Source organism: Streptomyces sp. JNUCC 63, assembly GCF_054366325.1.
Genome location: NZ_CM135963.1, coordinates 462187 through 477049 on the forward strand (window position 1 = coordinate 462187; position 14863 = coordinate 477049).

At 71.1% G+C, this 14863-nt stretch carries 14 protein-coding genes and 3 pseudogenes; 14 read left to right on the top strand and 3 right to left on the bottom strand.

Features of this window, described 5'->3' with window-relative positions; genetic code table 11:
- The first annotated feature begins 1 nt into the window (after position 1).
- The 10 genes from ACX25U_RS02165 to ACX25U_RS02210 all read left to right on the top strand — a co-directional run bounded on the left by ACX25U_RS02165 (position 2) and on the right by ACX25U_RS02210 (position 8935).
- The gene (locus tag ACX25U_RS02165; protein ID WP_454388530.1) at positions 2 to 793 is read left to right on the top strand and encodes an NADH-quinone oxidoreductase subunit B family protein; all 792 of its coding nucleotides are present in this window, start codon (positions 2 to 4) and stop codon (positions 791 to 793) included.
- Positions 790 to 2163, top strand: a complete 1374-nt coding sequence (locus ACX25U_RS02170) for a Ni/Fe hydrogenase subunit alpha (protein ID WP_454388532.1) — start codon at positions 790 to 792, stop codon at positions 2161 to 2163. Before ACX25U_RS02165 ends, ACX25U_RS02170 begins: the two co-directional genes overlap by 4 nt.
- Positions 2164 to 2904: 741 nt before the next feature.
- Entirely contained in the window at positions 2905 to 3873 is a 969-nt protein-coding gene (locus ACX25U_RS02175) for a ferritin family protein (RefSeq protein ID WP_454388534.1), read from the top strand.
- Positions 3874 to 4061: 188 nt separating this feature from the next.
- Positions 4062 to 4394, top strand: a complete 333-nt coding sequence (locus ACX25U_RS02180) for a hypothetical protein (protein WP_454388535.1) — start codon at positions 4062 to 4064, stop codon at positions 4392 to 4394.
- A complete protein-coding gene (locus tag ACX25U_RS02185) occupies positions 4394 to 4558 on the top strand; it encodes a hypothetical protein (protein ID WP_454394772.1) in 165 nt (54 codons plus the stop codon). Before ACX25U_RS02180 ends, ACX25U_RS02185 begins: the two co-directional genes overlap by 1 nt.
- A 99-nt stretch (positions 4559 to 4657) precedes the next feature.
- A complete protein-coding gene (locus ACX25U_RS02190; protein ID WP_454394774.1) occupies positions 4658 to 6988 on the top strand; it encodes a heavy metal translocating P-type ATPase in 2331 nt (776 codons plus the stop codon).
- A gap of 56 nt (positions 6989 to 7044) precedes the next feature.
- Entirely contained in the window at positions 7045 to 7329 is a 285-nt protein-coding gene (locus ACX25U_RS02195; RefSeq protein WP_454388537.1) for a hypothetical protein, read from the top strand.
- Entirely contained in the window at positions 7295 to 7777 is a 483-nt protein-coding gene (locus tag ACX25U_RS02200) for a TauD/TfdA family dioxygenase (RefSeq protein ID WP_454388538.1), read from the top strand. The genes ACX25U_RS02195 and ACX25U_RS02200 overlap by 35 nt, the downstream gene beginning before the upstream one ends.
- Positions 7778 to 8077: 300 nt before the next feature.
- A complete protein-coding gene (locus ACX25U_RS02205) occupies positions 8078 to 8524 on the top strand; it encodes a DUF6624 domain-containing protein (RefSeq protein WP_454388540.1) in 447 nt (148 codons plus the stop codon).
- A 57-nt stretch (positions 8525 to 8581) separates the two neighbouring features.
- Positions 8582 to 8935: a hypothetical protein gene (locus ACX25U_RS02210; protein ID WP_454388542.1), complete on the top strand. Its 354-nt coding sequence runs from the start codon at positions 8582 to 8584 to the stop codon at positions 8933 to 8935.
- 67 nt (positions 8936 to 9002) lie between these two features.
- On the opposite strand, the gene ACX25U_RS02215 is transcribed toward ACX25U_RS02210, so the two are convergent.
- A complete protein-coding gene (locus ACX25U_RS02215) occupies positions 9003 to 9422 on the bottom strand; it encodes a hypothetical protein (RefSeq protein ID WP_454388544.1) in 420 nt (139 codons plus the stop codon).
- Positions 9423 to 9535: 113 nt separating this feature from the next.
- Here ACX25U_RS02215 and ACX25U_RS02220 point away from each other — a divergent pair.
- The 3 genes and pseudogenes from ACX25U_RS02220 to ACX25U_RS02230 form a co-directional block, all read left to right on the top strand.
- A pseudogene (locus ACX25U_RS02220) lies at positions 9536 to 9823 on the top strand (DUF742 domain-containing protein); the annotation flags it as partial.
- Between the two features lie 43 nt (positions 9824 to 9866).
- Positions 9867 to 10391, top strand: a pseudogene (locus ACX25U_RS02225) (GTP-binding protein); the annotation flags it as partial.
- Positions 10392 to 10659: 268 nt separating this feature from the next.
- Positions 10660 to 11892 carry a cytochrome P450 family protein gene (locus tag ACX25U_RS02230; protein WP_454388546.1) on the top strand — a complete coding sequence of 411 codons (1233 nt, stop codon included), beginning with the start codon at positions 10660 to 10662 and terminating at the stop codon, positions 11890 to 11892.
- An 807-nt stretch (positions 11893 to 12699) separates the two neighbouring features.
- Here the strand turns inward: ACX25U_RS02230 and ACX25U_RS02235 are convergent.
- Positions 12700 to 12867 carry an HNH endonuclease signature motif containing protein gene (locus ACX25U_RS02235; protein ID WP_454388547.1) on the bottom strand — a complete coding sequence of 56 codons (168 nt, stop codon included), beginning with the start codon at positions 12865 to 12867 and terminating at the stop codon, positions 12700 to 12702.
- A 266-nt stretch (positions 12868 to 13133) separates the two neighbouring features.
- Between ACX25U_RS02235 and ACX25U_RS02240 the strand changes: the two are divergent.
- Positions 13134 to 13280: pseudogene (locus ACX25U_RS02240) on the top strand (CHAT domain-containing protein); the annotation flags it as partial.
- Positions 13281 to 13532: 252 nt separating this feature from the next.
- On the opposite strand, the gene ACX25U_RS02245 reads toward ACX25U_RS02240, so the two are convergent.
- Positions 13533 to 14714, bottom strand: coding sequence for a sulfotransferase family protein (locus tag ACX25U_RS02245; RefSeq protein WP_454388549.1), 1182 nt, complete (start codon positions 14712 to 14714; stop codon positions 13533 to 13535).
- Between the last annotated feature and the right edge of the window lie 149 nt (positions 14715 to 14863).

A 14863-nucleotide genomic window follows, 5' to 3' on the forward strand; every position in this document is an offset into this window, starting at 1 on the left:
GATGACCGACCCCGCCCCGCCCCGGCGGCGTTCCCGCCCCCGGATCGGCGTGTTCAAGTTCGCCTCGTGCGACGGCTGCCAGCTCACCCTCCTCGACTGCGAGGACGAACTGCTGGGCATCGCCGACGAAATGGAGATCGCCCACTTCCTGGAGGCATCCAGCGATGTCGCACCAGGACCGTACGACCTGGCGCTCGTCGAGGGGTCGGTCTCCACCCCCGAGCACCTGGAACGCGTCCGGCGCGTGCGCGCCGAGTCCCGTTACCTCGTCACCATCGGTGCCTGTGCCACGGCCGGAGGTGTCCAGGCCCTGCGGAACTACGCCGATGTCACGCAGTACCTGGCGACGGTCTACGCCCGTCCCGACTACATCGAGACCCTCGCCACCTCCACCCCGATCGCCGCCCATGTGCCCGTCGACTTCGAGCTGCGCGGCTGCCCGATCGACCGCGGCCAGCTCCTGGAGGTCATCACCGCCTTCCTGGCCGGCCGCAAGCCCGGCATCCCGAACCACAGCGTGTGCTTCTCCTGCAAGCAGCGCGGCAACGTCTGCGTCCTCGTCGCGCACGGCACGCCCTGCCTCGGCCCCGTCACCCACGCCGGGTGTGGCGCCCTCTGCCCCACCTACGGGCGTGGCTGCTACGGCTGCTTCGGCCCCGCCGGCACCACCAATCTCGGCGCCCTCGTCCCGGTCCTGCACCGTGACGGCATGAGCGACGAGGACATCGGGAGATTCCTGCACACCTTCAACGTCACCGACTTCACCGCGGTGGAGGAGAAAGACCTGCCGTGACCGAATCCGCCGCCGCATCCCGTGTCGTCCGTATCCCGGCGCTCACCCGCGTCGAGGGCGAGGCCGCGCTGCACCTGCGCGTTCACGACGGCACCGTCACCGAGGCCCTGCTGAAGATCTACGAGCCCCCGCGGTTCTTCGAGGCCTTCCTTCGGGGCCGGGCCCACACCGAGCCGGTCGACATCACCTCCCGCGTCTGCGGGATCTGCCCGGTCGCCTACCAGCTGAGCGCCTGCCGCGCCGTCGAGGACGTGTGCGGAGCCGTAGTGGACGGCCAACTGGACGCCTTGCGCCGGCTGCTGTACTGCGGTGAGTGGATCGAGAGCCAGACCCTGCACATCCATCTGCTGCACGCGCCCGACTTCCTCGGCCATGCTGATCTGGTCGCCATGGCGGGCACCTATCGGGAGCACGTCGAGCGTGGGCTGCGGCTGAAACAGACCGGTAACGCCGTCATGGAACTGCTCGGCGGACGCGCGATCCATCCCATCAACGTGCGCCTCGGCGGCTTCCACCGAACCCCCACCCGCGCCGAACTGCGTCCCCTCGCCGAGCGCCTGCGGGTCGCCCTCGACGACGCCTGGGACACCGTGCGCTGGGTCGCCGGCTTCGACTTCCCCGAGGCCGAGTGCGACGCCGACCTGCTCGCCCTCGCCGAGCCCGGCACGTACGCCATCGCATCAGGCGTGCCCACCGTCCTCCCGGCCGACACCACGGTGCCGCCGTACAGCTTCCCGGTACGGGACCTCCCCGACCACGTCACCGAGGAGCAGGTCCCCCACTCCACCGCCCTCCACTCCCGGCTGGACGGCCGGCGGCACCTCACCGGAAGCCTCGCCCGCTACGCCGTCAACGGCCACCTGCTCTCCCCACTGGCCCGTCAGGCCGCGCGGGAGGCCGGACTGAGCGACCCCCCGTCGGCTTCGGGCACGGCGCGGGGCGAGGTCTGCAGGAACCCCTACCGGAGCATCCTCGTCCGGGCCGTGGAGGTCCTGTACGCGGTGGAGGAAGCCCTCCGGATCATCGACGCGTACGAGCCTCCGGCGCGCCCGTACGTGGACGTCCCTGCCCGGGCGGGTGTGGGCCACGGCGCCACCGAGGCGCCGCGCGGACTGCTGTACCACCGCTACACGCTCGACGCCGAGGGCCGGATCACCGACGCCTGCCTCATCCCGCCCACAGCCCAGAACCAAGGAGCGATCGAGGAGGACCTGCGGGTCCTCGTGCAGGGCGCCCTGGCACGGGGGACGACGTCCGAGGCCGAGCTCGCCCACCTGTGCGAACGAGCCATCCGCAACCACGACCCGTGCATCTCGTGCTCGGCCCACTTCCTGGACCTGGACATCCGGCGGGAGCCGGGCCGCGGCTGAAGCACGGCCTGGCCGGTCAGGCCAGGGTCCCGCTGAGGTGATCGACGACCTCGACCACGTCCCCGATCTCCCGGATCGAGGCGAGCAGCTTCGGAGCAAGGGCCACATCCCGCCGTCCTTCAACGGTCGCCACACCGTTGTTCACCCCCACCTGGAAGGCGGACGGGTCGAGTGAGCTTCCCCCCGCTGTGCGGGAGGTGCTGACTAGCTGGTCAGGGTAGGTCTGCGGGGTTTCAGGTTCACCGGTTCGGCTGTTGCCTGGTTGGCGGTCCCAAGGTCTGGGGCCGGCACGGCCGGGCCCTCGGCAGCCGCGTCGAGCACCCGGATCGGGGTGCCTGCTGGTTGAGACTGCTCGCCGCACCGCAGGACAAGGCAGCAGGAAAGATCTGGAAGGGTAACCGCCAAGCCGCCGCGCTGGAGGGCCCGGGCCGGAGTGGCGGTGCTGGTGGCGCCCGGTCCGGTCTCGTCCTGCCTGGACCGCCGGGCTGCCCGGCTCACCACCCGAATGGCCGCCGCGGAGGGCTTCGGTGGCAGCGCCGCGGCAGAGGCCCGGTGGCGGAGGGCCTGTGCCGGGGGCCTTTCGGGTGCCGCTTTACCACGCCCGCGAGGCGTGCCGCGCGCCGAATCCCGGTTACGCTCCGTCAGTCACCCGAAGGGGTTACTCCAAGGGAGCAGCGGAGCACGAGAGCGGGTCGTATGAGGCAGGGGCCGTCACCCGAAAGGCCCTCGAAGGAGGACATCGTGTTCCGCCACTCGACACGTACGCTCGTAGTGGGTCTGTGCGCGCTGGCCGCCGCCGCGCCGGCGGCGCCGGCCCTGGCCGGGGGCGACCCGGCCGGGGCGTCCCCGGCACCGCACACCGCCGCCCAGGCCCTGCGGGCGCAGACGCTCGCCGACCTGACCACCACCATGAAGGGCGAGGCGTACGCCCACGCCGCCTACAGCCTCTTCGCAGCCGAGGCCGACCGCCAGGGCCTCCCGGCCGTCGGCCGGCTCTTCCGCAGCACGGCACAGACCAAGCTGAACGAGTACCTGCGCGAGGCGGCCACCCTGGCCGGCGTGGTCGGCGGCAACGCCGCCAACCTGCGCCAGGCCATCAGCGGCGAGACGTACGAGCACCAGGTCATGTACCGCCGCTTCGCCGACCAGGCCCGCGCGGACGGAGACCTCGAGGCCGCGAAACTCTTCAGCGAGATCGCCGCGGACGAGGGCCGCCACCGCGACGCCTTCCGCACGGCCCTCACGGCCGTGACCACCGGCCGCGGCAGCATCCCGGCGCCGCCGAAGGCCGACGTGGTGTCGGTGCCCGCCGGGCTGCCGAAGGTCAAGGCCGCCCGCACCAAGGCCAACCTCGACACCGCCCTGCACGGCGAGGGCCTCGCCCACGCCAAGTACATGCTCTTCGCCGCCCACGCCAGGCAGACCGGCAACGCCGCGCTGGCCCGCCTGTTCGAGGGCACGGCCAAGGTCGAGCAGCAGGAGCACTTCGCCGGCGAGGCGGTGCTGGCCGGTCTGGTGCGCAGCACCAGGAACAACCTGAGCAAGGCCATCACCGGTGAGCACAACGAGGCGACCACCGTGTACCCGGGGTTCGCCAGGCGGGCCACCGCCGTCGGTGACACCGCCGCCGTCCGCCACTTCCGCGACACCGCCGCGGACGAGGCCAAGCACGCGGCCGCCTTCCAGAAGGCGCTCGACCAGCTGCGCTGACCGCCCCGCACCGAGGGGACCGCGGTAAGACCGGCCGGGCGGACCACGGACCGCCCGGCCGGCGCGGCATCACCCCGCCGTCGGGGTGGAGGGCACGACCCGGGCAGCGTCGCCAGGGGACGAACGTCGCCTACCTGGCCCCCCACAGCGCCCGCCAGCGCGGCCCCTGCCGCCTCGGGCTGCCCGCCGTGGCCGAGGACTTCACCGCCCTGGCCGCCGGGCGGACCGACCCGGCGCTGCTGTCCCGCCTGCGCCACCGCACCGCCCTGCTGCCGGACCGGGGCGCCTGTCGCCACCCAGACGGTGCCGCCCGCCTCGCCGCATCCGCCCTGCACGCCTTCGCCGACGAGTCGACCACCACCTCACCCACGGCCCCTGCCCCGCCGCCCACAAGCCACCCCGCATCTCCGTACCACCCGCACTCCCCCGAAGACATGACGAGACCCGCACCCGAAGCCTGCGCATCGACCGCATCACCTGTACCGGCCAGGGGCTGTGCGCCGAACTCCTCCCCGAACTGATCGACCTCGACGAGTGGGGCTACCCCGTCCTGAAAGACCGGGCCGTGCCCGACCAGCTGCGCACCCACGCCCGCCGAGCCGTTGCCGCCTGCTCCCGCCGGCCCTCCACACCGACCGGGGCCGGCCATGACCAGCACGCGTATGCACCGTCTGTATGGCCCTGAAGCAGGGCCGGACGTCCCCTGTCGCCGACACCGGGTGGCGCGATGTGATGGATGGGGATCGGCCCCATGATCGCCGCACCGGACGGACCGAGGTACGCCATGACCCACCGCACGTTCACAACACGGCTGCGCCGCCTGACCGCGGCGGTCGTGCCGCCACGGCTCGAACCCGTCCTCCTGGCCGTCACCGCGGCGGCCCTGACCGCCGGCGGCATCGCCTGGCTCACGGGTGCCGGCAGTCTGGCCGACCTCCTCTGGGGGCTGGGCACCCTCTCCGCCGTCGTCCCCGCGGCGGCGTGGGTTCTCGCCGCACTGCGTCACGGGCACGCAGGTGTGGACCTCATCGCCGTACTCGCGCTCGGCGGCACCCTGGCCGTCCACGAGTACTTGGCCGGTGCCCTGATCGCGCTGATGCTGGCCTCCGGCCGCACCCTGGAGGCCGCCGCCCAGCGACGGGCCTCCCACGATCTGCGTGCCCTGCTGGAGCACGCGCCGCGTTCTGCACGCCGCCGCACCGACGCCGGAGTGGCCACGGTGCCGCTGGCCGAAGTCGCTGTCGGCGATCTTCTCGTCGTCGGTCCGGGCGAGGTGGTTCCCGTCGACGGCCGTGTGGAGAGCGCCGCTGCCGTTCTCGACGAATCGGTGCTCACCGGTGAGCCCCTCCAGGTCGAGCGGGCCCAGGACGAAATGGTGCGCAGCGGCGTGGTCAACGCCGGAGGCGCGTTCGAGCTGCGTGCCACGGCCACCGAGCGGGACAGTACCTATGCCGGGATCGTGCGGCTGGCGCGGCAGGCCGGCGCCGAGTCCGCGCCGGTCGTGCGGCTGGCGGACCGCTACGCCGCCTGGTTCCTGCCCCTGTCGCTCGTGGTGGCGGGACTGGCCTGGCTGATCAGCGGCTCCGCGGTGCGCGCGGTCGCGGTCCTGGTGGTCGCCACTCCCTGCCCGCTGCTGCTGGCCGCCCCGGTCGCCATCGTCTCCGGCCTCTCCCGCGCCTCCCGCCTCGGCGTCGTCATCCGCGACGGCGGCGCGCTGGAGAACCTCGGCCGGGCCCGCACCCTTTTGCTGGACAAGACCGGCACCCTCACCGGGGGACGCCCCCGCGTCGTCGACGTCACCGCCGCTCCCGACGTCAAACCCACCGAGGTCCTCCGCTTGGCGGCTTCGCTCGACCAGTACTCGCCGCACGTCCTCGCCCGGGCCATCGTCGACGCCGCCCGGGAACGCGGACTGGATCTGTCGGTCCCCTCCGACGTCACCGAGGAACCCGGCCGGGGCGCCACCGGGAATGTGGACGGACACCGGATCTCCATCGGTCGTACGAGCGCCGCGGACGCACGGCCGGCCTGGGCCGGGGCGGTCGACAACCGTGCCCTCCTCGACGGCGCGGCCGTCGCCTGGCTCACCGTCGACGGACACCTGGCCGGCGCCGTCCTGCTGCGCGACCCCATCCGCCACGACGCGCCACGCACCCTGCGCCACCTGCGCACGGCAGGCATCGAACGGCTGCTGATGCTCACCGGCGACCGCGCCGCGCCCGCCCACGAAGTCGCCGCCGTCCTCGGCCTCGACGACGTACGCGCCGAACTCAGCCCCGCCGACAAGGTCGCCGCCGTACGCGCCGAACGCGAGCGCGCCGTCACCGTCATGGTCGGCGACGGAGTCAACGACGCCCCCGCCCTCGCCGCCGCCGACATCGGCGTCGCCCTGGGCGCCCGCGGCTCCACCGCCTCCTCCGAGGCCGCCGACATCGTCCTGACCACCGATCGGGTCGGCCGCCTCGCCGACGCCGTCACCATTGCCCAGCGCGCCCGGCGCATCGCCGTTCAAAGCGCCCTCGGCGGCATGCTGATGTCCCTGGCCGCCATGGCCGCGGCCGCCGCCGGCCTCCTCCCGCCCGCCGCCGGCGCTCTGCTCCAGGAGGGCATCGACGTCGCCGTCATCGTCAACGCCCTGCGCGCCCTGCGTGTGGACCAGGCCGCGCGACCGGCCCTCACCCCCGCCGCCGAAGCCCTCATCCACCGCTTCGCCGCCGAACACGACGACCTCCAGGACGTCCTCGAATCCGTGCGCGACGCCGCCGATCGCCTCTCCGACAGCCCCGGCCCCGATGCCCTGGCGGCCGTCGAGGAGACCCACCGGCTACTGACCGAACGGCTGCTGCCGCACGAGTACGCCGAGGAGCACGAGCTCTACCCCGCCCTCGCGCCGACGCTCGGCGGCCCCGAGGCGACCGCCACCATGAGCCGCGCCCACACCGAGATCGAACGCCTCTCCCGCCGCATCGCCACCCACGTGCAACTGGCTCACGCAGGCGGGGGCCTCTCCCCTGAGCAACTCGACGACCTGCGTTCGTGCCTCTACGGCCTGAACACCATGCTGCGCCTCCACTTCACCCAGGAAGAAGAGAACTACTTCTCCCTCGCCCCGTGAACGACGGCACAAGAAGGACTGTCGCACGCGAGGGCCCCGGCCGCACCACGGACTCATTGACGGCGCTGTTGCACGAGAGGGGCCTGGTGACCGTCGACGGGCTCGCGTCCCGCCGCTCCGTCCTGGCGTTCGCCAACCGGCTGATGCGCATCACGCCGCACCCCCACAGTGGTGCGGACGGGTTGACCTCCATTTACGACACGGGAGTCCACGCCCACCGCGCCGTCTTCGCAGGGCTCGGCCACGGCAAGCTGCAAGCGCACACCGAACGTGCCGGGGTGCCCAACCCGCCGCGTCTGATGCTCCTTGTCTGCCTGCGTCGTCTGCCTGCGTCCCGCTGACGAAGGCGGTGACGTCCTGCTCGCCGATGGGCGCGACGTCCTTGCGAGCCTGTCCGCGGACTGCCGTGAAGCAGCGGTCATGTTCACCCAGCCCAGAACCGCGTACTTCGGTGCCGGCGCGGTGCACGCCTCCCAGGTGTTCACCGTCCGCGCCGACGGCCGTGTGTCCGTCCGCCTGCGGCAGGACGGCTTGGCGCGATGGAACCCGATCGTCCACCCCTGTCTGCCGTCACTGCGGCGGGCGATCACAGGCTGCCAGCGCCGGCTCCGCCTTCAGCCGGGCCAGGGGTATCTCCTGGACAACCACCGTTGGCTGCACGCCCGTACCCAGCTCGCCGGCAAGCGATTGTGCCTCCGTGCCCTCGGTGAGCCACGCACTCCCCTGCGGGAGGGCTTCGCAGCGAACTCGATCGGCGTCAAGTTGCCCAGGACCACCGAGGGCGTCTGACGCTTCCGCGTCAACGCGACGTGCTCGCGGCTGTTCTCGGACGTCGAGGGCGATCGCGTCCGCGGCCCCGTGTGCCTCCTGGCTGCGGTGGACCAGGGGAAGCCCGCGGCAACCGGCCCACCGCCTCTCCTGCTCGAAGAAAACGCACCGAGGAGTCCCATATTCCGCCCGATCGAATCGGCCCTGGCTGTCCTTGCGCTGCCACGAGCGGATCCCGGCACGGCCCAGGCAGCAGATACTCCTGTGCCGGGTCTTCCTGAACGGCTCCTCGCCCTGGCGGCGGAGGACGAGCGCCTCACCTTGGCAGCAGTCGCTCTGCCCGGCGCGACCAACCGGCGCGAGGCAGTGGCCCAGTGCCGTGCCGACCACGGACGGGTGCTGAGCGAAGCCGTGAGGACCACCGGCTGGCCGTCCTGTTCGGCGGTCGGGGAGAACGCCTCCATCGCCGCGCTCCAGATTCTTCTCCACTCCGAAGAAGTGGACCTCCTGCTTTCGTGCCGACCACTCATCGCGGAGGCCGTCGCGCACCGCACTTCCCCGGCCATCCACCTGGCCCACGTCGATGACGCGTGTGCCGTCCTCCAGGGCCGCCGGCAGGTGTACGGCACGCAGATCGATCACCGCGTCCTGCGGCCCTACCCGATCGAGGACCCGGATGACGTCGATGAACGCCGCAGGAAAGTCGGGCTGCCGCCTCTCGCCGAGGTGCTCGACAGGTACCTCGACCTGCTGAAGCAGTCACGGTAGTGCCCGCGTTCCTACTCGCACCGTCCGGCTTCCGGGCGGTCCACGGGGACAGACACGATGAACCACCCCCACCAGATCGAGGACCATGCCCTCATCGGCGACATGCAGAGCACGGACGCACTCGCCCCGATTGGCCGCCTCGACGGAACACAGACGCTGTTCGAGCATCTGCTGGCGCTGCGCAACGACGTCGGGTTGCCCACTGAGTACGAGCCCGTGGCCGGACGCCGGCCCGAAAGCTTTCCCCAGGCTTTCTCCCGCAACGGCCTGATTACGAGCGTTTTGTCGCTAAACCGACTTGTGTCGTCACCGCCTCATGGCTCCAATACTGCGGTAGCACCGCACCACTGCTTCGACGGCTGTGTCGGCATCGGCGCTGCCGGGGCCGCCCCGATTCTCGCGAGGGCCTGATGACTGTGCTGATACTCGCTCTCGCCGTACTGGTTGCCGTCGCCGGTACCGCACTGGCCGCGCGCTTTCACCGCCGGGCGCGTCGGGCGGAGCAGCTGGCCGCCAGAGAGCGCGGGCACGCGGCAGGGGTCGCCCAGCAGATGCGGGTGGCGGAGCAGTTCGTCGGCTGCCTCGCCGCCACGGTGGTCCCCGCCGCTTCTGCCGCGGCGCAGGCCGGGCGGCCGCACCGGGCCGGCCTGGCGGTCCCGTCCCAGCTGGCGGGCATCGCGATGGGCGACGCTGTCGGTGCGCCGACCGACCAGGTCACTGCGGCCATCGTCGCCACCGGGCAGTGGGCCCATGCTGCGGCCGAGGAACGGCTGGCCCAGGCGCGGCGGGAGGCCGAGGGGCGGGTCGCCCAGGTGCGGAAGGAGGCGGTCGGCGTCGCCCGCGCCGCGGTGCGGGCCTTCGCCTCCAGCACGGTGGAGCGGGCCTCGAGGCTCAGCACGAGGATCAGTACCGGTGTGCGTCGGCACGTCTCGGACGAGGCGTACGAGACGCTGGTCGAGATCGACCAACCGAGGAGCGCGCCTCGCGGTTGGCGGGCGGGGGGCCGGCGGTATGACCGGGCCGCGGCGTGCCCCGGACATCGTCAGGCCCTACGTCCGCACGGGCGGGCGGGTCCGCCTTCGCCGGGACGTGCGCCTGGAAAGTGTGGTCATCGCCGCGACCGGCCCGACGAACGAACTGGGGTCCGACGTCCGGCAGGTGATGGGCCTGTTCGCCGCAGGGCGTGGCGGGCTCGCCGTGGCGGACATCGCCGCCGCCCTGCAGATGCCGCCCTCCACCGTGCGGATCCTCGTCTCCGGCCTGGTGGACACCGGTCACCTGGCCGGCCCCGCTCCCGCCGTCTCGGACCGGCCCGACACCGACCTCATGCAAGGGGTTCTCGATGGACTACGCGAACTGGTCCGACCCGCCCGTCACCTTCGTCCCCGCCACGGTGACCGAGTCCGCCAAGATCGTGGTCGCCGGAGGCTTCGGGGTGGGCAGGACGACCCTGATCAGCAGCGTGTCCGAAGTGGCCCCGCTGCGTATGGAAGAACCCCTCACCATCGACAGTGTCGGCGTGGACGACCTGCGCGGGACGCCGGAGAGGAGCACGACCACGGTGGGCATGGACTTCGGCCGCCTCCACCTGGCCGGCGGACGGCTCGTCCTCCACCTCTTCGGGCTGCCGGGACAGCTGCGGTTCCGGCCGCTGTGGGAGGACCTGGCCGAGGGGGCACTGGGCTGCCTGGTCCTGGCCGACACCAGAGACCTGGATGCCTGCCACGGAGCCCTGTACCTGCTGGAGGCCCAGGAGACCCCGTACGCCGTCGCGATCAACACCTTCCCCAACGCCCCGGCCTACGAGGCGAGCGAACTGCGCCAAGCCCTCGCACTCGACGCACAGACTCCGCTGACCGCCTGCGACAACGACCCCGCACTCACCATCGGGCTGCCCACCGGCGCCATCGCCGGCAACCGCGCCCACCTGGCCTGGAGCGCCGACCCCCACACCTGCCCGGCCCGCTCCCACGCCCACCTCATCGCCGAGACCGCCCTCAGCCACCTCACCGACGCGTTCCCGGAGATGGACCTCGCCGTCCCCGCCGACGAGCTGCGCCGGCGCCCCGGCCCCTTCCACCGCGCCCTGGAAGCCCTCCCCGTCCTCGTCCCGACCACCCGCTGAAGGAGCCCTCATGCCCAAGCAGCCGATACTCGTCCTCGACCCCGAGGCTTGCGACCACCACGCCGAGCACCAGGCCCTGCGTGCCCGCGGCCCGGCCACCGAGGTGGACATCCTCGGCGTGACCGCCTGGTCGATCACCGACCCCGCCCTCCTCAGGCAGCTCCTCACCAGCCCGCAGGTCTCCAAGGACGGCCGCGCCCACTGGCCGGCCTTCGCCGACACCGTCCCCACCTGGCCCCTCGCCCTGTGGATCGCGGTGAGCAACATGTTCACCGCCTACGGCGAGGACCACCGCAGGCTGCGCCGGATGGTCGCGCCGGCCTTCGGCGCCCGCCGCATCCAGGCCCTGCGACCGGCCGTGGAAGCGATCATCACCGGCCTCCTCGACGACCTCGCAACCCTGCCCGTCGAAGAGAGCGTCGACCTGCGCGAACAGCTCGCCTACCCGCTGCCGATCGCGGTGATCGGCCGGCTCATGGGCGTCCCCGAGAACCAGCGCCACAGCTTCCGCTCCATGGTCGACGGCGTCTTCGCCACGACCCTCACCGCCGAACAGGCCGCGGCGAACACCGCCACCCTGTACCAGGCCCTCGACCAGCTGATCGCAGCCAAGCGCGCCCGGCCCGGCGACGACATGATCTCCCTGCTCCTCGCGGCCCGCGACGACGAAGGCGACGGCGGCGGCTTCACGGACGAAGAACTGCGCGACACGCTCCTGCTGATGATCAGCGCCGGGTACGAGACCACCGTCAACGTCATCGACCAGGCGATCACCGCCCTGCTGACCGACCCCGAGCAGCTCGGCCACCTCCGCGCCGGCCGCGCCGACTGGGGCGACGTCGTCGAGGAGACCCTGCGCCACGAACCCGCCGTCAAGCACCTGCCCCTGCGCTACGCCCTCACCGACATCCCCCTGCCCGACGGGCGGACCATCGCCGCGGGCGAGGCGATCCTCGCCTCCTACGCCGCCGCCAACCGCCACCCCGACTGGCACGGCGCGTCCGCCGACCGCTTCGACATCACCCGCCCCACCAAGGACCACCTGGCCTTCGGCCACGGCGTGCACTTCTGCCTCGGCGCCCCACTCGCCCGCCTCGAAGTCGCCACCGCCCTGCGCCTGCTCTTCGCACGCTTCCCCGACATCCGCCTCGCCGTCCCCGCCGACGAACTGCGACCGCTCCCCACCCTGATCAGCAACGGACACCTGACCCTGCCCGTACACCTGCGGCCGGACGCCCACTGATCACCACTTCGGCCTGAAAGACCGTCGTGACCACCGCCCCGACCACACCGCTCTGCCGGAACCGGCCCACGGTCTGGGTCCTGACACCTCGTCCAGAGGCTGCTACGTGCTGACGGACGAGCCGGCGAGGAACGGACGTACATCCCGCAGCGGCCACGGCAGCACGCCGGAACGAAAGGAAACCGGTGAGGACCTCCCATGCCATCCTCGTCGCCTCCGCAGTGGGGGTCGCAGGGATCTGGTTCGCCGAACGCCGACACCGACAGCGGCTCACGATGGACGCGGCGGAGATCCACCAGCGCTTGCTCTCCGATATCGCGACGAACCCGGAGGCGACTGGTCGAACAGGCCGAACACGAAAGCGACAGGATCGGCAATCCAAAGGCGTTCGAGTCCCACAGCCGCTGGCTGGTCGGGCCCCGGTTCCGCAACCTCGGCTCCCTGCACGCCGACATCTGGCGTGGATCGGCCGCCGAACTCGCCGACTGAGGCATGCTCGCGGTCTACCCAGCAGGCGGCTGGTGGAAGGCCAACAAGCGCAGCGACCGGGTCGGTCTGCCCGTCAGCCACGCCCTGCTGGTCTCCCTGCGTACCCCCAGAAGTCTCCACCGACCTGTACACCCCCATCGCCACCCAGCTCGGCGTGCCGGTAGAGGTCGCACCAGCCGCCCAGACCAAGATCATCGATGGCATCCGGACCTGACTGGAACAGATGAAGGCCAATTCACCGGCAGTCGACAGGCCGGCTGCCAGACTCTCCGCCCCACTGCGCACGCAGTCACAGCGCGGCCTCTCTGAGTCGCTCAGTCAGTTCGCCCTATCCGCGCCTCGCGTCCTATTACTATGGCAGTTCGCACACAAGGCGATCATGACCGCCGGATAGTCTCGGCCGCCTTGCGCGTGATCATCAATGTGGTCGACCTCCAGCAGCGGATCCCGCTCTTCGTCAGGTAAGGGAGATCCGGCAACAGGCACTCAGGGTTTTCACACCGCCCTCCACTCCGAATGATCACAGCACGACGCGCATTCGGACTTCGGACCCGCCGATCGTTTACGACCTCCCGCCGTTCCTGGTCCTGACCGCACTCCTCCCACACAGCCGCTCGTCTGCACAAGGCCAAGACCGCGCCCCACTTGGTGGCGGTCGTCCTCCGGGGCGGCCGAGATCGCAACCGCATCGTGACGGATCCGACCGTCGACAAGTTCGCCGTGACGGTCGCCCGCCGACGCGACCAAGGGTCGCAACGCCGCCGGGCGGCCGCCGGGTGCTGGTGCGCGGGCCGGGACTGGCGACCGGCGGCGCGGAGGTGCCCGAGCTGGCCGGCCGGTACGGCGCCCCGACCGCCCTGGAGGAGGACGCGCACGTGTCGCGCGTGCTGCGGAAGCTTTCCGTGACCTTCGCGAAGGTAGCCGACTGAAGTCTCTCGCGGCCGGGCGACGCCGCACGAAGCCGGCGCAGAGGAGCTCCGGGGCCGCCTCGCCGACCGGCCGGAACTGCTTGGCAAGCCCGAAACGGCGCTCGCCGCGATGGCTGTGTGTGTGCCCGCGCGCGAGTTGAGCAAGACCGGCCTCGGAGCTCCCAAGCAGCGAGTGGGGCGGTTCACCAGGACGACACCGGTGCCATCCCGGCGGACCACGTCTCACACTTCGTCGGGAACCTGGAAGTACTCCTGATAACGCTTGAACGCGGCGCGTTCTCGGCTCACAAGTTCCTCCGAACCGAACTCGTACCGGTGGGCCGGCCGGTTGGACCGGACGTTCTCGCTGACATGCGTCTGCATCGCCCGCCGACCAGCCGGGGTCAGCTCGATGTCGAACGCACGGTAGATCTGCTCTGCGGTGCCGATCGGGTCCCTGATGAAGTCCTGGTACTGAATGTTGAACAGCCGCGATCGCGGCAGCGATCCGTTCTCCAGCCACTCGATCGGCAGGCCCAGCATCCCCGCCGAGAGCTCCGCATTGGTGAGCTGAGTCAGGGAGTCGGCGGTGAACGGGTGGTCGGTACGCATCCAGTAGAACGTTCCGATCAGGTTCACCACGGAAGCGAGCGACCGGACGGGGTCGCGGTGCGTCCATATGAAGCATGCGTCCGGATAAACGCGCAGAACATCGGGCATCTGCGTGAGGGTGTACGGACTCTTGAGCACCCACTGCCTGCGGGGGTTCTTCCACTGCAGCAGCTTCAGAACCCGCTTCTCGTACTCGTAGGCCAGCGCGGCATCCTGCGTACGCATGTACTGGACGTAGCTCGGGATCTGGCCGAGCAGGGTCAGCCAGCCCGGCGACCGGAACGCGAGGCAGTGCAGGTGGATGTTCTCGGTCGGCAGGGGGCCCGCGAACTCGTGCATCGACTCGATCTCCGGGGCCACCCGGTTCCACTGCGTGATCAGGCGATCGGCCTTCTGGATCCTGGGATCATCCTGGTACGTCGCCTTCTCGGGCGGCGGACAGGGGAACATCACCTCCCAGTTCGTGATCGTGCCGTTGTTCGGATCCGCGGCGAGCATGTTCTGCAGGAAGGTGGTCCCGCTACGCCCCTGCCCGACGATGATCAGAGGCTTCTCGATCTGCTCGTCCTCGATCTCCGGGTGCCGCTTGTACGTCTCCTCGACGTTCAACCGGGCCTCGAGGAACAGCAGTAGGTCCGAACGGGTCATCAACCGACCCATGAGGTTGAGTTGCGCCTCCTCGTTCAGTGCCCGGACCAGGACCTTGAACGGCTCGTACCATGAGTCGTCTCCGAAGTCGTCCAGGCCCGTGTTGGCCTTGGCCGTGTTGATCAGCGAATCCTCATCAAGCGGCACAAGGCCCTTGATGTCCATGAAGGAGCCTTCTTCGTTGATCCGGCGGACCCACTCGGGTCTGGGCGGGGGGTTCCAAGCAGCACGGCGGTCTTGGGATCCGGGGGATGGCACAGTTGAGCCTCCTCGATTACGTATTGCCTCAGAGGGAGGAGCGAAAGACGGTTCCC